General features: G+C 59.9%; 18 protein-coding genes. 8 read left to right on the top strand and 10 right to left on the bottom strand.

The features are described 5' to 3' along the window. Positions 1 to 27: 27 nt before the first annotated feature. The 6 genes from QZ766_RS16035 to cadB form a co-directional block, all read right to left on the bottom strand. The gene (locus QZ766_RS16035; RefSeq protein WP_297203720.1) at positions 28 to 699 is read right to left on the bottom strand and encodes a fimbria/pilus periplasmic chaperone; all 672 of its coding nucleotides are present in this window, start codon (positions 697 to 699) and stop codon (positions 28 to 30) included. 181 nt (positions 700 to 880) lie between these two features. After that, complete coding sequence (locus tag QZ766_RS16030) at positions 881 to 3,511, bottom strand: fimbria/pilus outer membrane usher protein (RefSeq protein ID WP_297203656.1); 2,631 nt, start codon at positions 3,509 to 3,511, stop codon at positions 881 to 883. Continuing rightward, positions 3,511 to 4,041, bottom strand: coding sequence for a fimbrial protein (locus QZ766_RS16025; protein ID WP_297203655.1), 531 nt, complete (start codon positions 4,039 to 4,041; stop codon positions 3,511 to 3,513). Before QZ766_RS16025 ends, QZ766_RS16030 begins: the two co-directional genes overlap by 1 nt. A gap of 65 nt (positions 4,042 to 4,106) precedes the next feature. Further along, positions 4,107 to 4,661, bottom strand: a complete 555-nt coding sequence (locus QZ766_RS16020) for a fimbrial protein (protein WP_297203653.1) — start codon at positions 4,659 to 4,661, stop codon at positions 4,107 to 4,109. An 853-nt stretch (positions 4,662 to 5,514) separates the two neighbouring features. Continuing rightward, positions 5,515 to 7,752 (bottom strand): lysine decarboxylase, encoded by a 2,238-nt coding sequence (cadA, locus tag QZ766_RS16015; protein ID WP_297203651.1) that lies wholly within the window; start codon positions 7,750 to 7,752, stop codon positions 5,515 to 5,517. Between the two features lie 82 nt (positions 7,753 to 7,834). Next, entirely contained in the window at positions 7,835 to 9,187 is a 1,353-nt protein-coding gene (gene cadB, locus QZ766_RS16010) for a cadaverine/lysine antiporter (protein WP_297203649.1), read from the bottom strand. A 724-nt stretch (positions 9,188 to 9,911) separates the two neighbouring features. Here cadB and QZ766_RS16005 point away from each other — a divergent pair. After that, complete coding sequence (locus tag QZ766_RS16005; protein WP_297203647.1) at positions 9,912 to 10,121, top strand: YdgH/BhsA/McbA-like domain containing protein; 210 nt, start codon at positions 9,912 to 9,914, stop codon at positions 10,119 to 10,121. A gap of 62 nt (positions 10,122 to 10,183) precedes the next feature. Here the strand turns inward: QZ766_RS16005 and QZ766_RS16000 are convergent, their stop codons facing one another. Both QZ766_RS16000 and QZ766_RS15995 read right to left on the bottom strand, forming a co-directional pair. After that, complete coding sequence (locus tag QZ766_RS16000; protein ID WP_297203645.1) at positions 10,184 to 10,846, bottom strand: GntR family transcriptional regulator; 663 nt, start codon at positions 10,844 to 10,846, stop codon at positions 10,184 to 10,186. Beyond that, a complete protein-coding gene (locus QZ766_RS15995) occupies positions 10,846 to 11,142 on the bottom strand; it encodes a hypothetical protein (protein WP_297203643.1) in 297 nt (98 codons plus the stop codon). The genes QZ766_RS16000 and QZ766_RS15995 overlap by 1 nt, the downstream gene beginning before the upstream one ends. Positions 11,143 to 11,185: 43 nt before the next feature. On the opposite strand from QZ766_RS15995, the gene QZ766_RS15990 reads away from it, so the two are divergent. From QZ766_RS15990 to QZ766_RS15970, 5 genes are read left to right on the top strand one after another with little or no spacing between them, the layout of a single operon-like run. Then, the gene (locus QZ766_RS15990) at positions 11,186 to 12,427 is read left to right on the top strand and encodes an NRAMP family divalent metal transporter (protein WP_297203641.1); all 1,242 of its coding nucleotides are present in this window, start codon (positions 11,186 to 11,188) and stop codon (positions 12,425 to 12,427) included. After that, on the top strand, positions 12,424 to 13,194 hold the full coding sequence (locus QZ766_RS15985; protein WP_297203718.1) for a 5-oxoprolinase subunit PxpA: 771 nt from the start codon (positions 12,424 to 12,426) through the stop codon (positions 13,192 to 13,194). Before QZ766_RS15990 ends, QZ766_RS15985 begins: the two co-directional genes overlap by 4 nt. Continuing rightward, a complete protein-coding gene (locus QZ766_RS15980; protein WP_297203639.1) occupies positions 13,191 to 13,997 on the top strand; it encodes a putative hydro-lyase in 807 nt (268 codons plus the stop codon). Before QZ766_RS15985 ends, QZ766_RS15980 begins: the two co-directional genes overlap by 4 nt. 1 nt (position 13,998) lies before the next feature. Further along, positions 13,999 to 15,582, top strand: a complete 1,584-nt coding sequence (locus tag QZ766_RS15975; protein ID WP_297203637.1) for an urea amidolyase family protein — start codon at positions 13,999 to 14,001, stop codon at positions 15,580 to 15,582. Further along, on the top strand, positions 15,575 to 17,305 hold the full coding sequence (locus tag QZ766_RS15970; RefSeq protein WP_297203635.1) for a biotin carboxylase N-terminal domain-containing protein: 1,731 nt from the start codon (positions 15,575 to 15,577) through the stop codon (positions 17,303 to 17,305). The genes QZ766_RS15975 and QZ766_RS15970 overlap by 8 nt, the downstream gene beginning before the upstream one ends. Here QZ766_RS15970 and QZ766_RS15965 read toward each other — a convergent pair. Both QZ766_RS15965 and gss read right to left on the bottom strand, forming a co-directional pair. Continuing rightward, positions 17,298 to 17,939, bottom strand: coding sequence for a helix-turn-helix domain-containing protein (locus tag QZ766_RS15965; protein ID WP_297203633.1), 642 nt, complete (start codon positions 17,937 to 17,939; stop codon positions 17,298 to 17,300). The two genes, QZ766_RS15970 and QZ766_RS15965, sit on opposite strands and share 8 nt — an antisense overlap. 172 nt (positions 17,940 to 18,111) lie before the next feature. Beyond that, positions 18,112 to 19,971, bottom strand: coding sequence for a bifunctional glutathionylspermidine amidase/synthase (gene gss, locus QZ766_RS15960; RefSeq protein ID WP_297203631.1), 1,860 nt, complete (start codon positions 19,969 to 19,971; stop codon positions 18,112 to 18,114). Positions 19,972 to 20,145: 174 nt separating this feature from the next. Here gss and QZ766_RS15955 point away from each other — a divergent pair, with 174 nt between their 5' ends. Together QZ766_RS15955 and yghU are read left to right on the top strand one after the other, a co-directional pair. Further along, entirely contained in the window at positions 20,146 to 20,694 is a 549-nt protein-coding gene (locus QZ766_RS15955; RefSeq protein WP_297203630.1) for a thioredoxin domain-containing protein, read from the top strand. Positions 20,695 to 20,790: 96 nt separating this feature from the next. Continuing rightward, positions 20,791 to 21,657, top strand: coding sequence for a glutathione-dependent disulfide-bond oxidoreductase (yghU, locus tag QZ766_RS15950; protein ID WP_297203629.1), 867 nt, complete (start codon positions 20,791 to 20,793; stop codon positions 21,655 to 21,657). Positions 21,658 to 21,697 lie beyond the last annotated feature (40 nt).

Genomic DNA, 21,697 nt, shown 5'->3' with positions numbered 1-21,697 from the left:
AGCCATCCCTCGACAGCAGCGTCCGGTTTATTTGCCGGCGATAACGCCGCAGGTACTGCCGCTGCAGCTGAACTTCAATACGGGGCGTCCGCCCCAGTCGTTGATATAAGCCACGTGCGGCTGGCCGCCCATCGCGCTCGCCTTCACGCCGAGATCGGCGGAGCTTTTCGGGGCCAGCATCAGGGGCTTCATTTCCACGTTGCCGTCGGCCACCAGCGTGACGTAATACGGGGTTGGGTTATTGACCTGATAACCTTCGCCCTGGCGCGTTAAGGAGAGCTTTTCCTGCCACGGCGTTTCGCTGCTGGCCGCCTGGGACACCAGCGCTGCCGGGCGATAGAACATTTTTACCCGCGTCTGCAGCGCCAGCTGCAGCACGTTGGCCTTGTTGCTTTTCGGCGGTATCTCACGCAGGTTGAAGTAAAACAGCGTCTCCCTGTCCTTGGGCAGTTTTGCTTCCGCCACGGGATCCAACTGAATTTTTACCAGGCTTTTCGCGCCGGGTTCGAGGCGCTGCAGCGGCGGCAGCGCCATTAGCGGAGACTGGATCTTCTGCCCGCCGGTATCCTCTACCCACGCCTGAGCCAGATAAGGCAGGCTGGTATTATCATTACGGACGTTGACGCTCATGCTCTTTTTCCCGCCTTCAAAAATGACGCGGGTGCGGTCCAGCGCAACCGCGGCGCTGGCTATCTGCATGGCGCTAACACTGAGCAGCGCGACGGCAACCGCGCTGCGGACGAAAGGAATAGCGTTATGATTCAACTTCATGATATCTCTCTGCTTATCGGATTTTAGAGTGCCATCCCTGGCAGCGCGTCCCTGCGGATCCACTTCTGTTCATCCGCGCCACTTCCCGATGCGGATCCTCTCTCAACGCTTATGCATGACGGTGGCTTGCGGCGTCGCAGGTTAGCAGCAGCAGCTGACCCGTCTCTTTCGCCGGAAGCTTCTGCGGAATGGTGATGCCGCAGATCGGACTTTCATTTTCGCGCAGCTCCATTTTCGCGCCCGGTTCAACCCCGGCCAGCCAGACGCTGCCGCCGTCATCAATAACGCCGGTTTGATGGGACCCGCGCCAGAGAACGGAGCCAAATGCCGGGCTGCTGCCGTCGGCAAACTTCACTACCGCCATCAATTTACGACCCAGCATGATGTCCAGCTTGCGATAGCCGATAGCGCCTTCGGTCATGGTTAACTCCGTGAGCGGATGGCTGGCCTCCATATCGTCCCCGAGCATGTCCACGTCGACGGCAACGCTGTTGCGCCAGTAGTTTCCCAGCCCGGTAATGACGGCCTTGCCGAACATATTGGTCTTCTGCACCGGGCCGCTGTTTTTCAGCGGAACCCCTGCGGCGTCTCCGGTATCTATCATCAGCCGCGTTTCGCCGTTGGTTCCTTCAGGATGTAGCGCCGCGCCGTAGCGGGTTGCCGTCATGCCGCCCTGCAGCGACATGCCCAGCGAGCTGTAGCTCCCCTCGCTGTAGCTGGCGCTCAGGCTTCCCCGAGCCAGATCGCCAATGTGGGTGAAATAACCGCTGCCGGTTGACTGACTGTCTGACGACCTGCCGGCCTGCAGGCTGTAGCTGTTGTTGGCGTCGATACTGTCGTACCAGCCCGCCGTCTGTGTTGTTCCGCCGTCGCGCGAGGTCTGACCGCTGTAGCTCAGGGAGCCGCTGCTGCCCCAGGGAACACTCACGTTAACGTACATACCGTTGTCTTTTATGCCCCAGGACTCGCTGCTGTAGCCCGTCAGGCTGAGGCTGATATCTTTCCAGCGCCCCACGTCCAGGTACTTCGAGAGGGTCAGGCTGTAGCGATCCTGATCCGGGCGGTCCCAGTAGGTGCGGTGGCTGTAATTGCCGTAGAGGTTCATTTTCAGATCGCTGAACGCTTTGCTGGCGGTGATGGTATACAGCTCCTTCTGCCGCCCGCGGGTCATCCCCCACTCCCTGTCGTGAAAGCGGGCCTCCAGATAGTCGCTCATGGACATAAAGTCTCTTTCCGAGAAGCGATAGCCCGCAAAGGTCACCTGACCGCCGATTTTCTCAAAGCGCTTGGAGTAGCTCAGGCGATACGATCCCCCGTGCTTCTCTTTGCCGCCCGGCAGCCGGGCTCTGGACTCGGTGACGTCGAACGATACGGCCCCGAAGGCCAGCAGGTCCCGCCCGATACCGCTTGCCAGCGCGGTGTACTGCTTCGCGGTTATCCCGCCGCCAAACAGCGACCAGCCGTTAGAGATCCCCCAGGAAAACTCGCCGGTAGTAAACGGATCGCCCTGAATGCGGTGTTTCCAGTCCGTAGGCCGACCCGCCGCGAGTTTGTAGCGCACCATGCCGGGTCGGGTCAGATAAGGGACATCGGCAGTGTCCACCGTAAAGGTCTGAACGCGGCCGTCGGCCTCTTCAACCCGCACATCCAGGGTGCCGCGAGTGGCCTGATTCAGCTCCTGAATACGAAACGGCCCCGAGGCGACCTGCGTCTGATAAATGACCCGTCCCTGCTGGCTGATAACAACTTTTGCATTAGTGCGCGCGACCCCGGTCACTTCGGGCGCATACCCCTGCAGGTTTGGTGGCAGCATGCTGTCATCGGTGGCCAGGCTCGCCCCGGCAAAGCGGAAGCTGTCAAAAAGCCCCGAATCCAGATCGCTTTCCCCAAGGGTCAGTTTCGCCCCGAGCGTCGGCAGCGCGCGATAGAGGTAGTACCGGCTCCACTGCATACTCTGCTGCGTGTAGCTCCGGGAGGTATAGCGCTGCGCCTGCCAGTCGGCACGCAGCCGCCAGGGGCCGGCGTTGGCACCCACCGTGCCGTTACCGCTGATGCTGGTACTGCTATCGCCACGCTTTAAAAATTGCCGGGTGGCGTTGAGGCTATAGTCAAACAGCAGGCCGGCTACCCCTTCATCCCAGCGCGAAGGCGGATCCCAGTCCGGTGCGCTGTACTCGAGATAGGCCTGAGGCACGCTGATCCGCAGCGATCCGGTGGCGAGATCTCCCGCAGCGGACATTCCCGGCAGGGAGGTTTTATCCAGGCACTGCCTGCCGCCAATGCGTTGCCAGGCAAGCTTCGACACTTCACTTTCCTTCAGGCCAAACAGCGCTGTCATCTCCGGCGTCAGGCAAGCCACGCTGCCGTGGGGATCGTCTGCCGGCGTAAAGAAGGTCACCGAAATATCCCGCACCTCCGCGCCGTTGACGTTCAGCGTCAGCGGATAGTCGCCCGGCATGACGTACCCGGCGCGGGCAAAGTGGCTGACGTCGACATTCGCCCTGTCGGCCACATCCATCACGTCGGTATTAAATTCAGTATCCCCGGAGGCCGCGGCAGGTGCGGCGCTGGAAGATGCGGGTACGGCTGCGCCCTGCTCTGTCTCAGAGCCCGCTGACGCAGGCAGGCTGTCCCGCGCCTGAACGCCGGGTACAAAAGCCCCCAGCGCCAGCGCCAGCAAAAGTGCCTGAGTCAGCGGGTTCAGCGCGGGCAGGCCGCGGCAGGATGTAAACGCACCCATTATTCATACTCCATAAAAAAACGCAGCGCGGTAGTAAAGCGGCCGGGATGAATAGCGTGGCTATCCTCTTCAATCTGCAGCTGGTAGTGCAGCGCCATCTCACCCGGTAAAATCGGCGTCGCCGACATCGGTTCGCCGGGTACAGCCTGCATACCCGCCGCGTCCACGATCGCGACCCCTTCACCGCTGCTCGCCCCATGAACGGCAAACAGCCTTTTTCCGTCCGGCATGCCCTGAAACGTAATCCGCACGTCTTTCCAGTGGTGCGCGGCATGCGTATCGGCGCCGTCCAGGGTGCAGTTGATGAGATGCACGGTGAAAGGCACCGGCGGCCCGCGACCGTCGTTGATTAATTCCGCTACGGGTAGCGTTCCCATATCGATCACCTGATCAAGATCGCCGGTTGCAATCGCACATGCGGTATCAACGATGCTGCCGCGGATCTGCACGTGACCGTGGCCGTGCCCAATGGCAAAGGCCGCCGGCGGCAAATACAGCAGGGCCATCACAGCCAAAGCATGTTTATTCATTCGCGTTTAATTCCGGATAAGAGGAGGGGAACCCCCTCCTCATCGAAGCAGACGAGCGCCAGGGATTACTGGTAAGCCAGCACGAAGTCAGCGGCGCCGGTGAAGGCACCCGGAACAACATCGGCTCCGTCGCCCTGCAGGTAGGCGGACATAGCAATAGTGGTATTGTTTGCAACCAGCGCAGTCGGCGCAGAAGCTTTACCCATTGCAATGTCTTTCTCGGAGGCATCTCTCAGAACAATGGCTGCACCAGACGCGGTACCGGTAATACCCCACGCGGTAGGCATATTGACATCAGCAGTACCGCCCCAGGTGGCAGTCACTGTTTTATAGGTAGAGACATCGCAGTTCTGCAATTTAATATTGAACGGCACTGGCACAGATTTGCCGTTATCTTTCAGCGCAGAGTTAGAAACCTGGCCGAGGTCAACAGTCTGATCAGCGGTATCCGGAGAGATAGAGCACGGCGCATCAATAATTTCACCTTTAAAATGAACGGTGCCGTGGCCCTGGCTACCCGCAGCTGCACCCTGAGCAGGTGTATCTGCATCCGCATTTGCCATACCGCTTGCCATTACCAGGCCAAAGCCCATTGCCAGTGCAATTTTAGAGAATTTCATATCTTGCCTATTATTTAAAGAGACTTACGTTGTGCCCGAGTAATATCGGGTTATCTATGCAGGGACGGCAATAGCGTATAAACAGGGCAACCTGCATTGTTATAATGCAGGGCCTGATTTATAAAAAAGATATTAGCCATTTCCTGTGCAATCTATTTTCCAAGTATCGAATGAAAGTGTCAATTTAAGTAAGTCGCTTCGAACGAAGCATATAACCCATTGAATGAAATAACTTAAATAAGAAAAGCAAAAATGAAAAGGCAAAGGGCAGCTATTTGCTTCATAAAATGAACTGGCTGCAATAGCAAGTTTCAGGCTGTTGGGTAGGCACATCAAAAAAGAGAGTTTTATCACTTAAATGCGCAACGAGATCAAATATCGACCAATACAAATAAAAATTTAAGTATCGTTGATAAAAGTACTTTTTAAAATAAATTACGACGCCGGCAGGATATAATATTGGACGTTTAGATTATGTTTAAGATAATAATCAGGCTTACATTACAGATTATTAACACTGGCCCTTTGGAGGTAGGATATTTCCTAATACGATAATTTTAATGCTGGCACTAAGCACGCAGTGAAGTAAAACAACCATTGTAGGTAAATTCTTATAAACTGGCTATTTGAAAATAATCCAATGATATACAGTAACGCTGGAAAATTAAGAGACGATGAAATCATATAATACTTAGTAGTAATACTATTGGTAAAAAGTGACTTATCCCCGTCATACTTCAAGCCGTTTGTGAGTTGACTGCCCTACTCAAAAAAAACCCCCTGCCCGGCAAGCCGTTCAGGGGGTTGTGCGGCGGCCACGCTTTCACGCTTGCCGCCGGTTACGCCAAAAATTCTACTTCCCTGCCGCCTTAGTCTTCACTTTTGACGGCTCTTTCTTCACGTGCGGGTCTTTCTTCACCGTATCGCTGGGCTTCTCTCCCGGCTGGTCGGAGCCCTGCTTAAGCACCACCACCCGGTAGCGGTCGGTCTGCGGATCGCGGGTGACGCCGTGGATGTCCGTTTCGAATCCCGGATAGTGCTCGCCGATATCGCACAGCATCTGCAGGAAGTTCAGCACCGGCATACTCTCTTTGGTGATGCGTTCGCCCGGCATAATCACCGGCACTCCCGGCGGGTACGGCAGGATCATATTGGCACTGACCTTGCCCACCATATCGCTTAGATCCACCATCTCAATATTGCCGCGCACCTCTTCCTGGAATGCGTCGTGCGGGGTGATGACCATCTCCGGCAGCACTTCAAAGGCGCGATACATCAGGTCCGGCAGATTGTGGTGGCGCGTCAGTTTGTGGATGCCCTCGGCCAGTTCCTGGATGCGCATGGTTTTGTAGAAATCCGGCGCGCTCTCATACAGCGACGGCAGCACGTGCTTCACAAACACGTTGCGGTCGTATACGCGCTTAAAGTCGGTCAGGGCGCGCAGCAGGCTCATGGCCTTGGTTTTGTCGATGCCGATACTGAACAGGAACAGCATATTGTACGGGCCGGTCTTCTCAACAATGATCCCTCTCTCATCCAGATATTTAGAGACGATCGACGCCGGGATCCCCGACTCTTCCAGCGTGCCGTCCGGGCTCATGCCCGGGGTCAAAATCGTCACTTTGATGGGATCGAGGAACATATGATCGTCATCAATATTGTTGAAGCCGTGCCACGCGTTGCGCGGATTCAGTGGCCAGCAGGCCACGTCGTCGATATTGTCCGGCTGCCAGACGTCGAAGAACCAGCCGTCGGACTCGGATCGCAGGCGGCGGATCTCTTTACGGAAACTTATCGCCCGTTCAATAGAGCCGTTAATCAGCCGCTTGCCGGTTTTGCCGCGCATCATCGCCGCCGCCATTTCGGTTGAGGCCACAATGCCGTAGTTCGGCGACGTAGAGGTGTGCATCATATAGGCTTCGTTGAATGTCTCTTCGTTAATAGCCCCTTTAACGTGGATCATCGAGGCCTGCGAGAACGCCGCCAGCAGCTTGTGGGTGGACTGGGTCTCGTAAATCACTTTCCCCTCAACCCGCTCACCGCTCATCCCCGCATGGCCGTCATAAATGGTGCTGAAGTTGGTATAGGGCACCCACGCGGAGTCAAAGTGGATAGACTTCACGTCGAGGGTCTCTTTAATGTAATCGGTGTTGTAGAACAGGCCGTCGTAAGTGGAGTTAGTGATCACCGCGTGCACCGGCCAGGTAGCATTCGGGGTGCTCCTCACCCGCTCTTCTATACTCTCACGGGTAAACTCTTTTTTCGGGATCCCGCCGAGAATACCGTAGGCGTTGCGGGTCGGGCGCAGGTAGATAGGAATGACGTTGCTCATCATCATCAGGTGCGTCAGCGACTTGTGGCAGTTGCGATCGATCATGATCGTCGCGCCGGCGGGCGACGCGTACATTCCCACGATCTTGTTGGCGGTAGAGGTGCCGTTGGTAACGATATAGCTGCGTTCGGCATTAAAGGTGTGCGCGATATACTCTTCTGCCTCGCGGTGCGGGCCGCTGTGATCGAGCAGGGATCCGAGCTCGCCCACCGAGATCGAAATATCCGAACGCATTGTATTTTCGCCGAAGAAGTCGTAGAACAGACTTCCCACCGGACTGAGATTAAACGCCGTGCCGCCCATGTGTCCCGGCGTACAGAAGGTGTATTTCTCCTGCTGCACATATTTATACAGCGCCTTGTTAAGCGGCGGCAGGATCGCGTCAATATACTCGTCGGTGCTCTGGCGGATTTTGACCGCGATATCTTCCGCGCTGCCCAGCATGTACTCGAAAAAGCGCACGTTGAGGCGCAAATCGTTCATGGTGACATCAAGGGTGGAATTATTGTTGGCGAAAGCGTACACCGGCATCCGATCGTTAAGCTCGCTTATCTCTGAACACAGCTCCAGGTTATAGGTATCCCAGTCGAAGATAACGCCGCACAGGCGGGCGTTGCTTTCAATCAGCTTCAGCAGATCGTTACGATCGGTAGGGTAAGCGAGGCGAAAACCCGCTTTCTCCAGCTGCAGGTGGAGCTCTCGCAGGGCCTCATCTTTGAAATAGGCGCCCTTGTCATTCATTACGGCAATAATATTCATGCGGATTCTCCGGATCTCATGGATATTCAGCGCGCAGCGCCCGGCGGGCGCTGCGCAAAAAATTAAGCATTAACACGATGAATCAGGGACGAGGCTGGCTGACGGGGGGAACGCCACTAGCAGCTACTTTCCTCGCCGCCGCCTGGGCGACGCCCAGCTTGCGGGTGTAGAACATCAGGATAATCAGGCTAATAATGCAGGTTCCCGCCAGTTCGAAAGAGTCGGCCCCCATCAGCGCGACGAACACGAAGCAGCAGCCGAGGATCGAGGCGATCAGGCTCAGCAGGTTCTTCACGTTCGCACCTTCATAGCGGATCAGATCAATACAGGAGTAGAAGTACGGCAGCATGGTCAGCAGGACCGCGATCCCGGTGAGCATGCCAAACAGATCCGACGCTTTGCCGCCGCCGGAGCTCATTACCGTCAGCAGCACCATTAGCGCGGTCATTTTGACCGAGGCCAGAATCAGCCCCTTCTTCGGGATCCCGTGCTTGTCCATCTCGCCGTAAATGGTCGGGAAATTGCCGTCGTGCGCCGAGCGCGCGCCGGCCTGGCCCACCAGCATCATCCACGAGCCCAGTGAAGTGAGACAGGCGAAGGCGGTAAACGCCGATACCAGCGCGGCTGCCCAGCCGCCAACCATCGTCGAGGCACTCACCGCAAACGGCGCGCCAGTAGCCGCCATCTGGCTTGCGGGATACATACCGGAAATCACCTGCGTCGCCAGAATGTAGACCACCCCGGCAAGCAGCGTTCCTGCCATCGTCGCGATCGGCACGGTGCGTTTTGGATTCTCAACCATCCCGGTACTTACCGCCGCAGATTCAACGCCGATAAACGCCCACAGGCACAGCAGCACGCTGTTAACAATCGCCCGGGTATCGGGCTCCTGCGAGACGTTCCAGTTGGCCATATAGGTGGCGGTATCGAACCAGAACCAGCCGAACAGCGCGGTGCCCACCACCGGGATCAGTACTAACACCAGCCCAATGGTGGTCAGCCGGCTGACCCAGGCCCCGCCCAGCAGGTTAACGAAGGTGAAGATCCAGACAATCACAATACAGGCAATGCCCGCCGGCACCGGCTGGTTGAGGATCGGAAAAAAAGTGGACAGATAAGAGACGGCGGTAATGCCGATAGCCAGGTTGCCGATCCAGTTGGCGTGGTAGTAAAGCACCCCGGTCTGAAAGCCGAAAGCGGGCCCTACTTCACCTGCATAGGCGATAGGCCCGCCCTCCTGAGGATTGTTGGTGGCGAGACGCGCGTAGACGTAGGCCAGCGATACCGCGCCGATAAGTGCGATAACCCAACCCCAAATGGCGATAGAGCCAATGCCCGCCAGGTTTGCCGGCAGCAGGGCGATGCCGCTGCCCATCATATTGCCGGCAACCACGCCGGTGCAGGCTATAAGCCCTATTTTTTTTGCAGATGCCATACAGAATCACTCCCGTTAAATCTTTATACGGTGAAAGGCATTTAATTTCTAAAACATCAGGCAGGTAATATTCGTCGTGAGAAATAAGTATAGGAAAGATTTATTTATTTGCGCGTAATTAAATAAATAGCGAAAGTTAAAAAATTAAATTCAATCTATTCATCACGATAGCCAGCGCAAAAGATAATTCATCACATTAATCATGGACTTAAAACCACTCAATGTTTGCATGAACTATCATGAAATATATCCTTACAGAACACATTCCCCTCACCCTTTTACTGCTAATTACAGGATTAATTGAGGCTATAAATAATAAATAACCAGACTTTTTATATATTTAGTAAAATAGATAACTCGCACTCTCTAAATATAATATATCCTTGTGCTTTTAGCGTAATAGACTAAGGCAGGAAATTACGCAGGCGCGCATAACGCATAATACTAAGCGGATCGTTTATCTCAATCTGCAGAATACCTCCCCCGCTGTTGCAGGCGGGCCCGGTCGGAACGCAGCCGCTGCCAGCGTTATTTCCGCGCGTATCGCTGTGGGAACACTTCTGAGCGGATTGAGCGGTATCGCCCAAACATAACGCCATATAATCAATTTATTTGACAAACTATTGCGAATTGTTTCGATTTTAAACATCGAACTGACGGTCTATTATTTGTGACATCAGCGCAAAACGCGCTCAAATGACCAAACAAATTAAGGAATAAGACCATGAAAACCATCAAAACTTTTGCAGTAGCCGCCGCCCTCTCGCTGGTTTCTTTTACTTCATTCGCCCAGAGCGTAAGCGCCACTGCCTCTACGCTGGATGGTGCAGAAGCCAAAATCGCGGCTAAAGCCGCAGCAGAAGGCGCGTCATACAAAATTACCAGCGCCCAGTTTAACGAGCGCGTGCACATGACCGCTGAACTGACCAAATAAGTAAGATTGCAAAACAAAACAGGCTGCCTGCGGGCAGCCTGTTTTGTTTCAGGCGCGGGGGCTTATCTGCCCTGCTGCTGACGCGCCAGCGCCGCCAGCACGGTGCGCTCGGAGAGCGACAGGTAGCCGCTCATCGCCTCCGCCGCCTCGTCGTTGCGCCCGGCCTGCAGCAGCGCCAGGATCGCCGCGTTTTTTTCAATGTACGGCGCGTGCAGCAGGGCGTGATTGTTGAGGTGGCCGAACGCCAGGCGCAGCTCGGCGGAGATTTGCCGGTAGAGGCGCATCAGCCGATCGCTGTCCGCCAGCTCGACGATGGCGGTATGAAACGCCATGTTCTCGGTGCCGACGCTGCGCCAGTCGCCGTCGGCCTGCCAGCGGCGGGCGGCGTCTACCGCCTGCACCATCCGCGCGACCGAGGGATGAAAAGCGCTGGCGCCGCGCAGAGCGTCGCACTCGATCAGGCGACGAACGCGGTAGATATCGATAATGGCGGCCACGTCCGGCAGCGCCACGCTGACGCCGCGGTGCGGCTCGTGGCGCACCAGCCCTTCCTGAGTCAGCAGGCGGAAGACTTCTCGCAGCGTGTTGCGCGATATGCCGAGCTGCTCGCTGAGCGCGGCTTCCGACAGGCGGGTACCCGGCACCAGATCGCCGGCGGTAATGCGGGCGCGGATGGTTTCCGCCGTGCGGTCAATCAGCGTCTGGGCGGGGGCGTCTTTTTTCATCATATCTCCGGGCCGCGGTGAGCGGCCATCTTCACATAATCGCCAAAGCGCCACAAGGCGCTGAGCGGCGGTGCGTTACCGGTCCCGCCCCCAGCCGCGCAGCGCTTTGCACCATCATGACGCACGCCTGCACCACAATGAAACATCGCGTGATCCCCTTCGTATTTCTCATCTTCCCCCTGCAAAAAGTATTGTCTAACCCTGACGCGCCCTCCAGGATATTGTTCAACAATAAAACAAACATTGATTAACAAACATAAAACATACCTCAACAATGGTCCGGTTATTGCTTGCATGGATCTATCGTCCACCGCAGTCAATCGCTCAGGGAGTCCTCTCATGCCCGCACTGGAAGTCGATAACAAAGCGTTTCTCCGCCGTCGGCGATCGTCGCTGATTGCCGCCATATTTCTGATGGCCACCTCTGCCATTGGTCCGGGGTTCATCACCCAGACCACCGCCTTTACCGCCACGATGGGCGCGTCCTTTGCGTTCGGGATCCTCGCGTCCATCATCATTGATTTTGTGGTGCAGCAGAATATCTGGCGGGTGGTGACCCTGACGCAGATGCGCGCTTCGGAGGTCGCCAACGCGGCGCTGCCGGGCAGCGGCTACCTGCTGGCGGTACTGGTTATCTTCGGCGGGCTGGTATTTAACATCGGCAATATCGCCGGGGCCGGGCTGGGTCTGAACGCTATGTTCGGTATCAGTCCGAAATGGGGCGGGCTTATCAGCGCCGGCTTTGCGCTGTATATCTTCTCCTCCCGCCGGGCGGGCGTCGCCATCGATCGCCTGATGGTGGGGCTCGGGATTATGATGATTGCGATGGTGGTGGGCGTGATGTTCGTGACCAAACCGCCGATCGGCGACGCGCTGTTTCAGACCGTGATGCCGGAGCATATCGACTTTGCCACCATTACCACGATTGTGGGCGGCACCGTCGGCGGCTACATCTGCTACGCCGGCGCGCACCGCCTGCTGGATAAAGGCATGGTCGGCCCGGAGCATATTGACGCGGTATCGTCCGCTGCCAATAAAGGCATTCTGGTGGTGGGGATCATGCGCTACGTGCTGTTTCTGGCGATCCTCGGCGTGGTGGCCAGCGGCGTAACCCTCGATCTCTCCGGGCAGGCCGCCAACCCGGCTTCTCAGGCGTTCCAGTACGCGCTCGGGGAGTTTGGCGTGCGCCTGTTTGGCTTTATCTTCTGGGCGGCGGCTATTACCAGCGTTATCGGGGCGGCCTATACCTCGGTGTCATTTATGACGGTGTTTTCTCCGGCGATGAGCGATCGCCAGCGCAATATTGCCACGCTGATATTTATCACCGTCTCGCTGCTGGTCTATCTGGCCCTCGGCACCGCTCCGGCGGCGCTGCTGGTGTTCGCCGGCGGCTTTAACGGCCTGGTGCTGCCGGTGGGATTAACCCTCTTTATCTATATCGGCTGGCGGCGCAGCGACCTGATGCAGGGCTATCGCTATCCCCGCTGGCTGCTGTGGTCCGGGCTGGTTATCTGCGCCCTGACCTGGTATATGGCGGCCCTCTCCGTCGGCACCATTTTTAGTTTCCTGGAGATTGTCTGATGCAAACCATTGATTTAAACAGCGACCTCGGCGAAAGCTACGGCCAGTGGACCCTCGGCGACGACGCCGCCATTCTGCCGCTGGTGAGCAGCGCCAACGTAGCCTGCGGCTTTCACGCCGGTTCGCCGGACGTTATCCTCGCCACCCTGCGGGCGGCCGCCAGCAGCGGCGCGGCGGTGGGCGCCCACGTTTCGTATCCCGATCTGGTGGGCTTTGGCCGCCGCAATATGGATATCGCTTACGACGAGCTGTTCGCGGACGTTGTCTATCAGATAGGCGCCCTGCAAGGGCTGGCGGCGGCGGCTGGCACCCGGGTGCGCTACGTTAAGCCGCACGGCGCGCTGTATAACACCATTGCCGGCAACGCGCGCCAGGGGCAGGCGGTGATTGACGCCATTAAGGCGGTTGACGCCACCCTGCCGCTGGTGGGGCTGGCGGGATCGCAGATCCTGACCCAGGCCCGCGAGGCGGGGCTGAGCACCGTGGCCGAAGCCTTTGCCGATCGCGCCTATCACCGTAACGGCGCGCTGGTCTCCCGCCGCGAAAGCGGCGCGGTGCTGCACGACCCGCAGCAGGTCGCCCGCCGCATGCTCCAGCTGCTCACCGAGGGCGGCATCACCTCCATCGAGGGCGACTTTACGCCGATTGCCGCCGACTCCATCTGCGTGCACGGCGACAGCCCCGGCGCTATCGAGATGGCGCGCCAGCTCCGCGCCCTGCTGGAAGCAAACGGCTTCACTATCCGCGCCTTTACGGAGGAGTCATGAAGTTAATCAACGCCAGCCGCGAGGCGATAATGGCCGCGCAGCAGGCGCGGGCAGCGATCCGCGCCGGTTTCGACAAACCCACCGCGGGGATGGCGCCGGGGATGACACAGGCCAATATGATTTGCCTGCCCCGCGACTGGGCATTCGATTTTTTACTGTACGCCCAGCGCAATCCTCAAAGCTGTCCGGTGCTGGACGTGGTTGAGGCAGGCGATTACCGCACGCCGCTGGCGCCGGGTGCGGATCTGCGTACCGATATTCCGCGCTACCGCATCTGGCAGCAGGGGAAACTGGCGGATGAGATCACGGATGCCACCAGGCTCTGGCAGCAGCATCCGGATTTAGTCACCTTCCTGATCGGCTGCAGCTTTACGTTTGAAACGCCGCTGCGCGAGGCGGGGATTGAGATTCGCCACATCACCGACGGCTGTAACGTTCCGATGTATAAAACCAACCGCCTCTGCCGCCCGGCCGGACGGTTGAGCGGCGAACTGGTGGTCTCCATGCGCCCCATTCCTGCCGATCGCGTCAGCGATGCTGTAATGATCAGCGGCCGCTTTCCGGCCGTTCACGGCGCGCCGGTGCATATCGGCGAACCGCATCTGCTGGGCATTGAGGATATTCAGCGCCCCGACTTCGGCGATGCGGTGCGCATTGAGCCCGGCGAAATCCCGGTATTCTGGGCCTGCGGCGTAACCCCGCAGGCCGCGGTGATGCGCTCCGGCGTACCTTTCGCCATCAGCCACGCGCCCGGCCATATGTTTATCACCGACGTGCCCGACGCCGCCTGGCAGGGGGCGTAACGTGCGCTTCCTGCCCGTAAATACCGACTGCTTTCTGATTGAACTGGTGAGCCTCGACGAGACGCTGGCGCTGTACGACACCCTGCGGGAGAGCGCCCTGCCCGGCGTAGACGAACTGGTGCCCGCCGCCCGCAGCGTGCTGGTTCACTTTTCACCGTGGCTCACCTCCGCGCAGGCGCTGGCCCGGCGCATTGCCGGGCTGCCCAGGATCGCCAGCGGGGATCGGCAGGTGCCGGCAGTTGAGGTCCCGGTGCGCTACGACGGGGAGGATCTGCCCGCGCTGGCCGAAATGCTCGGGCTCAGCGTGCCGCAGCTGGTGGAGCAGCACCAGTCTCTGCGCTGGAAAGTGGCTTTTACCGGCTTCGCGCCGGGATTCGCCTATATGGTGAGCCCGGCGTGGCTGCACCAGGTGCCGCGCCGCGCGACGCCGCGCACCCGCATTCCCGCCGGATCGCTCGGGCTGGCGGGTGAATTTAGCGGCATCTATCCCCAGGCCAGCCCCGGCGGCTGGCAGCTGATCGGTACCGCCGCCGCGCCGATGTGGGACATCACCCGCCGGCCCCCGGCGCTGCTGCAGCCGGGCGCGGAGGTGCGCTTTATTGCGGACGCTGGCCGCAGCACCGTGTCGCTGCCGCCTGCAGCTATCACCGCAGTAGCAGACGCCGCGCCGGCGGCTCTGACGATTCTGTCTCCGGGCTTGCAGACGCTGTGGCAGGACGAGGGGCGGCGCGGCCAGGCGGCGATGGGGGTTTCCGAGTCCGGCGCGATGGACAAGGCCGCGTGGCGCAGCGCCAACCGGCTGGTGGGCAACCCGCCGCAGACGCCGGGACTGGAGATCACCTGCGGCGGATTTGCCGCCCGGGCCGAAACCGATATTGTGCTGGCGGTGACCGGGGCGGATTGCGCCCTGACGCTGGAAGCCGCGGGCCAGCGGCTGCCGCTGGCGATGAACCGGCCTTTTGCCCTGCAGGCGGGCGACGTGCTGCGCGTCGGCCCCGCCCGACGCGGGGTACGCAGCTATCTGGCCCTGCGCGGTATCAGGCCGCCCGCTGCGGTGCTGGCCAGCGCGGCCTTTGATACTCTGGCGCAGGTCGGCCCGCCGCCGCTGCGTTCCGGCGACGCGCTAGCGCTGGATAATGCTGCCAGGCCCGCCAGCGTGGCTGAACCTGTCGAGGCGGCCACGCTGCCGCAGCCTGGCGAAACTGTCACGCTGGAGATCGTCGCCGGGCCGCGCCAGGGATGGTTCACAGATGATGCCCTGCGGCTTTTGACCACCCAGCTCTGGCAGGTGACCGCCCAGTCCAACCGTATCGGCCTTCGCCTGCAGGGTGAGCAAGTGCTCACGCGCAGCCAGCATCAGGAGCTGCCGAGCGAGGGCACCTGCACCGGCGCCATCCAGGTACCCGCCGGCGGCCAGCCGGTGCTGTTTCTCAACGATCATCCGCTCACCGGCGGCTATCCGGTTATCGCGGCGGTCGCGCCGCACCATCTCGATCTCGCCGGGCAGATCCCGCCCGGCTGCGCGATTCGCTTTCAGCTTATCCCCTCGTTACCCATTTCCCAGGAGCACCACCGCCATGACTGATACCGTTCAGACCCCGCACAAAGTCCTGATTGCTAACCGGGGAGAGATCGCCGTGCGCATTATCCGCGCCTGCCGCGATACCGGCATGGCGTCGGTGGCGGTCTACGCCGATCCGGATGCGGATGCGCTGCACGTGTCGATGGCGGACGAGGCCTGCGCGCTGCCCGGCACCGCGCCGAAAGAGACCTATCTCAATATCGCCGCGCTGGTGGACGTCGCCCGCCGCAGCGGCGCCACGATGGTACATCCGGGCTACGGTTTTCTCTCCGAGCGGGCGGATTTTGCCCGCGCGGTGCAGGCGGCGGGCCTTGTCTGGATAGGCCCTTCCCCGGAAAGTATCGAGCAGCTGGGGGATAAGGTGCAGGCGCGTAAAATCGCCCTCAAGGTCGGCGCACCGCTGGTGAAAGGCACCGCCGATCCGGTGGAAAACGCCGGGGAAGTGGTGGCTTTCGCCCGCGAGCACGGCCTGCCGGTAGCGATTAAAGCCGCGTTCGGCGGCGGCGGCCGCGGCCTGAAAGTGGCGTGGACGCTGGAGGAGATCCCGGCGCTGTTCGCCTCGGCGGTCAGCGAAGCGCAAACCGCTTTTGGCCGCGGCGAGTGCTACGTCGAACAGTATCTCGACAAACCCCGCCACATCGAGGCGCAGGTGATGGCCGATACGTTCGGCAACGTGGTGGTGATCGGCACCCGGGACTGCTCCCTGCAGCGGCGCAACCAGAAGCTGGTGGAAGAAGCCCCGGCGCCGTTTATCAGCGACGCGGTACGCCAGGCGATTCACCAGTCTGCAGAAGCTATCTGCCGCGAGGCGGGCTACGTCAGCGCGGGCACGGTTGAGTTCCTGCTCAGCCGCGACGGCACGCTCTCGTTTCTGGAAGTGAATACTCGCTTACAGGTCGAACATCCGGTAACGGAAGAGACCGCGGGCATTGACCTGGTGATCGAACAGCTGCGCGTGGCTCAGGGGTTGCCGCTGTCGATAAGCGAGACACCCGCCCCGCGCGGCCACGCCTTCGAGTTTCGCATCAACGCCGAAGATGCCGGACGCGGCTTTTTACCGACACCCGGCGCGGTAACCCGCTTTGCGCCACCTTCCGGGCCGGGGATCAGGCTGGACAGCGGGATCGAGAGCGGCGGCCGGGTGCCGGGAAGCTACGATTCGCTGATGGCGAAGCTTATCGTCACCGGCGCTACCCGCGAGCAGGCTATCGCCCGCGCCCGCCGCGCGCTGGCGGAGTTTGAGATTGAGGGCGTGGCCTCGGTGCTGCCGTTTCACCGGGCGGTGATGGACGAGGCGGATTTCACCGAGTCTTTCGCGGTGCGCACCCGCTGGATTGAGACCGAATTCAACGACCGGGTACCGCTGGCACCGCGCCAGCTGCCGGCTCAGGACACTCCGCTGGTGCGCAGCTGGATCGAACTGGACGGCAGAAGAGTGCGGCTGGGCATCCCCGCGGGGCTGCTGGCCGCTCCGCAGGCAGTTGTTCCTGAAGTGAAGGAGGCCAGCGCCGCGGCAGATAACGCAGTTACCGCGCCGGTGACCGGCGCGGTTCACCGCTGGCTGATAGAAGACGGCGCCGCCGTCCGCGAAGGCGATACGGTGGCGATCATGGACGCGATGAAAATGGAAGTGCCGGTGCTGGCCGAACGCGGCGGCACGCTGCGCCACGACGCGGCGCAGGGCGATCAGCGGGAGGCAGGTGCCGCGCTGGGGCACATTATTTAACGTCGCGCGGGCTCAGGCGGTATACCGGCACCCGGCGCAGGGTGCCGGTGAGATTATCCGCCACGGCAGTTTCGCCGGTGGCAATCGACACGCCCGCTTTGCGCAGGCGCAGCACGTCGGCGGCCATGCGCTGAATGCCGAACCAGAACAGCCCGTCCAGCGCCGTCACCGACAGCCCCGCCTCCAGCGCAATTCTCAGGCGCTCGCGCGGGGCTTTGGTTTCTTTGGCAATCTGCTGGAAAGGCGAGGCGTCAACGCCATCCGCCGATACGCGGCGAATACGGGTTGAGAGGCGATAGCGAAAGGTATCCGGCACCGTCTCCAGCTCGCGCCTGAGGCTGTAGACGCAGCCAAAGCGCTTATCGTTAAACAGCGCGCTCTTCTGGCTTATCGCCAGCGCGTCGCGCATCCCGGCAATCAGCTGCGGGGCGCGGATCAGCAGCAGGCGAAACGGCAGCTCGAAGCTGGTGACGTAGTCCACGTTGAGCAGGGCAATGCGCAGGCGCTCGGCGCTGTCGGCTTTTGCCTGCTGGCACTCGTCCAGCACTTCCGCCCACTGGCGCGCGAGGCGCGGATCCTCATCAACCGCCGTAAACTGGTATTTTTCAATCTGGTAATCGATTTGCGCCGCCACTGGAGCTCCCTTTCAGCCTTGTCTTCACCGTCTGACTGCCGGTTACTCTATCAACAGCGGAGCCTCTGCAAAAGGGGATTTCACCCGTCGCGGAGCGCTTCAGGAAGGGGATAAATGTTGGACAGGGGATGAGGCACGCAGCCGGACGCCTCGCGCCCGGCCGCGTTAACGGCTAGCGTTTCTCGACCATCAGCGGTTCGATATCGCTCTCTTTTTTCACCACCAGCGTCTCGTCGCCGCGCAGGCAGCTGCCGCCGTAGCTGCCGCCGATAGTGAAGGTGCAGACCTGAATATACTTCCCGTCCACCTTCGGCAGGCACCACAGCTGCTGGTAGATGTTTTTGCGATCGACAAACTGGCCGGAGCTTTGATCCAGCACGCCGGCATCACCGCCGATAAGATCGATATTGCTGCCGCAGCGCCCGGAGATAGGCTTCACCGCGTAGCCGGTCTTCGCCAGCTCGTCGTTAACCAGGAAGTCAGTATCCAGCAGATAGTGATGGTGCGGGAACAGCTGCCACAGCACCGGCAGAATAGCCTTGTTGCCCGGCACCACAGTCCACAGCGGTTCAAAGACCATCACTTCCGGGCGCAGCAGCACGTCGATAAGCCGCACCTCGTTGTTGGCGTTGCCGGTGCGGATAGGCACCGCCGCGTACTCGGTTTCGCTCACTTCGCGCACCTGCTCAATGACCGTTTCCCACGCCCAGGTTTTCCAGACGCAGTTGACCAGCCGGCCGTCACCGTCAATCAGCTGCCCGGCGGGATCCCAGCCCAGCTCGTCGAGACCAAACAGGATCTTGCTCTCAAAGCCGGCTTCGGTAAGGGCGTGCTGCATAAACAGGGCGTGGTAGTTCTCCTCCAGATCCTTGTCCTGCATGATGTGCACGAACGGCCGGGCGGAGCTGTGCTTCCACGCGGCGGTGAGCTGGCTGATTAGATCTTCTGCCGGGTTGTAGCCTTCGCCGCGGTAGCCGGTTTTCGCCCACTGCTCCAGGATCAGGCCCCCTTCTGTGTGGCAGGAGGCGGAGTCGGCGTTGTACTCGTACACTTTGAGCCCGCGCTCGTCCATGCAGAAATCCATGCGCCCGGTGATCATGTCGTGGCGGCGGCGCTGCCAGGAGAGGCGCAGGCGCGGCCAGAGGATTTTCGGGATATCGAACAGCGCCAGCAGATTGTCGTCCTTCATGACCTTGTCGGTGGCGTGCAGGTACATCAGGTGCATCTCGTTAGTCGCCTTGATCAGCTCCTGCTCGGCGCTCTCGGTGATGCTGTAGTAGTGGCACGGGTTCTGGTTGATGACGTGGCCGTTGGCCGCCACGTAGGCGGCCTGAACGGGATCGCGCTCGTCGAGCCACTTGCCGCTGAACTGGCCTTCATCCGGGAACTGCGCGCCGCGAATTTGCAGCAGCTCGCCGGGAATTTCGGGCTGCGGCAGGCTGTGCTCGGTGCGTTCAGTCTGGATCATCCAGCCGAGAATGGTGGTGTCATCAAAGGTGTCGTGCAGAGTATAGCAACCGTCTTCTACGGTAAGCGCCAGCTCGCGGGTCCACTGCTGGCCCGGCGGCAGCGGATGGTGGAGCACGTTCTGCTCGGCAATCCGCACCTTATTGCCGAGCAGCTGGGTTATCACCGCCACGTGCCCGGTTTCCTGAAACTCGCCGCCGTTCTCCCAGATAAGCAGCGCCCCGGCTACCGGCGGCTGGCGCGAGCCGTTGGCAAACGCCTGCAGCGGCAGCAGGTTGTCATTCACCACCTGGCGCAGAAAGCGCAGGGAGAAAATCTCGTATGCCATGCCGACGTCGGTAAACACGAAGCCGTAGGTCAGGAACAGGAAGCGGCGGGCGAACTCCACGCACTGCCACTTGTGGCCCATGTATTCGTTATCGATGTAGCTGCGAAAAGAGGGATCGTCGCGGGACGGTCGGGGCGTGAGGCTGCTGTAATTTGAAGAGTAGATGGCAACGCCACCCGGCGCATAGCCGAGTAATGTTCCGAAAGGGGCGTCGCTACTGGAATATCCTGTACTCATTGTTCCAACCTAAGTTATCAACGAAAGATAGCAGGCGGCGAGTGGCACCGGGTCATTGTCGTCTGCGGGCTGTCATTACTGCGACAGAACTGGCTTAATCATACACGCGTGCCGGAAGATAATCCGCATGCGCAACCAACGGTACGGCACATCTGGTCAATATCAGGAGGCAATATGGCATTACAGGCGCAGCCGCTGGAGTGGGGCCACGGCCCGAAAACCTTTGAAGTGTTTCTGGAACCTACCTGCCCGTTTTCGGTGAAGGCATTTAAGAAGCTGGATGCCCTGCTGGAGCTGGTCGGTGAAGAGAATGTGACAATAAAAATTCGCCTGCAGTCGCAGCCCTGGCACCTGTTTTCCGGCGTCGTGGTGCGCTGCATTCTTGCGGCCTCCACCTTGCCGGACGGAACGGCTGCCGCAAAGCGCGTCATGAAAGCGGTGGCGGAACACCGTGAAGAATTTGAGTTTGTCGACCACTGCGCCGGCCCCAATATGCAGGCCACCCCGGAACAGATTATTGCCCGGCTGGAAGATTATAGCGGCGTGCCGCTGAGCGCCGCGTTCGCCGAGCCGGATCTGCAGACGGCGATTAAGTGGCACGCGAAATACGCCCGCCAGAACGGCATTCACGTTACGCCGACATTTATGGTCAACGGTCTGGTGCAGCCGGATCTCGGCAGCGGCGACAGCATCCGCGCGTGGGCGGATAAGATTGAAGCCTGAGGCTTAACGCCTCAGATGGCCAAACTGCGGCCGGGCCAGTTGCTACACTCGATTAATGCAATCCTAACCAACCCGTAACCATAAGGCAGGTTCACGATGTCTGATAACAGCTACCAACCTCCGAAAGTCTGGGAGTGGAAACAGAACGGCGGCGGCACGTTTGCCAACATTAACCGGCCGGTGTCCGGTGCAACGCACGAGAAGACGCTGCCGGTGGGCGAGCATCCTCTGCAGCTTTACTCCCTGGGCACGCCCAACGGCCAGAAGGTGACTATCCTGCTGGAAGAGCTGCTGGCGCTCGGCGTCACCGGCGCGGAGTACGACGCGTGGCTAATCAACATCGGCGAGGGAGATCAGTTCTCCAGCGGCTTTGTTGAGGTGAACCCGAACTCGAAAATCCCGGCCCTTAGCGATCGCTCGGTAACCCCGGCCCTGCGCGTGTTTGAGTCGGGCAATATCCTGCTCTACCTGGCAGAGAAATTCGGCCACTTCCTGCCAAAAGATCTCGCCGGGCGTACCGAAGCCCTGAACTGGCTTTTCTGGCTGCAGGGTTCGGCCCCCTATCTCGGCGGCGGCTTTGGCCACTTCTACAACTACGCACCGGTAAAAATCGAGTACGCCATTGACCGCTTCGCGCTGGAGGCCAAACGCCAGCTCGACGTGCTGGATAAGCAGCTGGCGCGCGGCCGCTATATAGCCGGTGAGGAATACACCATCGCCGATATCGCCATCTGGCCGTGGTACGGCACGGTAGTGCTGGGCGGTATCTACAACGCCGCCGAGTTCCTGAATGTTCAGGAATATAAAAACGTGCTGCGCTGGGCGCAGGAGATTGCCGATCGGCCCGCGGTGAAGCGCGGCCGCATCGTCAACCGCGCCCAGGGCCCGCTCAACGAGCAACTGCGCGAGCGCCACGCCGCCAGCGATTTTGAGACGCAGACTGAGGATAAGCGTCAGTCCTGAGGGACGTGCTTTTTTCACGGGAGTTTATCGGCAGTGACAT

The sequence above is a fragment of the uncultured Pluralibacter sp. genome (assembly GCF_913775985.1).
Taxonomy (GTDB): Bacteria; Pseudomonadota; Gammaproteobacteria; order Enterobacterales; family Enterobacteriaceae; genus Pluralibacter.
The sequence above is the reverse complement of the archived record's forward strand: the minus strand, read 5'-3'. Positions and strand labels throughout refer to the sequence as shown.

Coding starts and splice junctions, on each gene's coding strand:
- QZ766_RS16035 (WP_297203720.1), bottom strand. CDS start 699: ATGCAGATAGCCAGCGCCGCGGTTGCGCTGGACCGCACCCGCGTCATT.
- QZ766_RS16030 (WP_297203656.1), bottom strand. CDS start 3,511: ATGGGTGCGTTTACATCCTGCCGCGGCCTGCCCGCGCTGAACCCGCTG.
- QZ766_RS16025 (WP_297203655.1), bottom strand. CDS start 4,041: ATGAATAAACATGCTTTGGCTGTGATGGCCCTGCTGTATTTGCCGCCG.
- QZ766_RS16020 (WP_297203653.1), bottom strand. CDS start 4,661: ATGAAATTCTCTAAAATTGCACTGGCAATGGGCTTTGGCCTGGTAATG.
- cadA (WP_297203651.1), bottom strand. CDS start 7,752: ATGAATATTATTGCCGTAATGAATGACAAGGGCGCCTATTTCAAAGAT.
- cadB (WP_297203649.1), bottom strand. CDS start 9,187: ATGGCATCTGCAAAAAAAATAGGGCTTATAGCCTGCACCGGCGTGGTT.
- QZ766_RS16005 (WP_297203647.1), top strand. CDS start 9,912: ATGAAAACCATCAAAACTTTTGCAGTAGCCGCCGCCCTCTCGCTGGTT.
- QZ766_RS16000 (WP_297203645.1), bottom strand. CDS start 10,846: ATGAAAAAAGACGCCCCCGCCCAGACGCTGATTGACCGCACGGCGGAA.
- QZ766_RS15995 (WP_297203643.1), bottom strand. CDS start 11,142: ATGCAAGCAATAACCGGACCATTGTTGAGGTATGTTTTATGTTTGTTA.
- QZ766_RS15990 (WP_297203641.1), top strand. CDS start 11,186: ATGCCCGCACTGGAAGTCGATAACAAAGCGTTTCTCCGCCGTCGGCGA.
- QZ766_RS15980 (WP_297203639.1), top strand. CDS start 13,191: ATGAAGTTAATCAACGCCAGCCGCGAGGCGATAATGGCCGCGCAGCAG.
- QZ766_RS15970 (WP_297203635.1), top strand. CDS start 15,575: ATGACTGATACCGTTCAGACCCCGCACAAAGTCCTGATTGCTAACCGG.
- gss (WP_297203631.1), bottom strand. CDS start 19,971: ATGAGTACAGGATATTCCAGTAGCGACGCCCCTTTCGGAACATTACTC.
- QZ766_RS15955 (WP_297203630.1), top strand. CDS start 20,146: ATGGCATTACAGGCGCAGCCGCTGGAGTGGGGCCACGGCCCGAAAACC.
- yghU (WP_297203629.1), top strand. CDS start 20,791: ATGTCTGATAACAGCTACCAACCTCCGAAAGTCTGGGAGTGGAAACAG.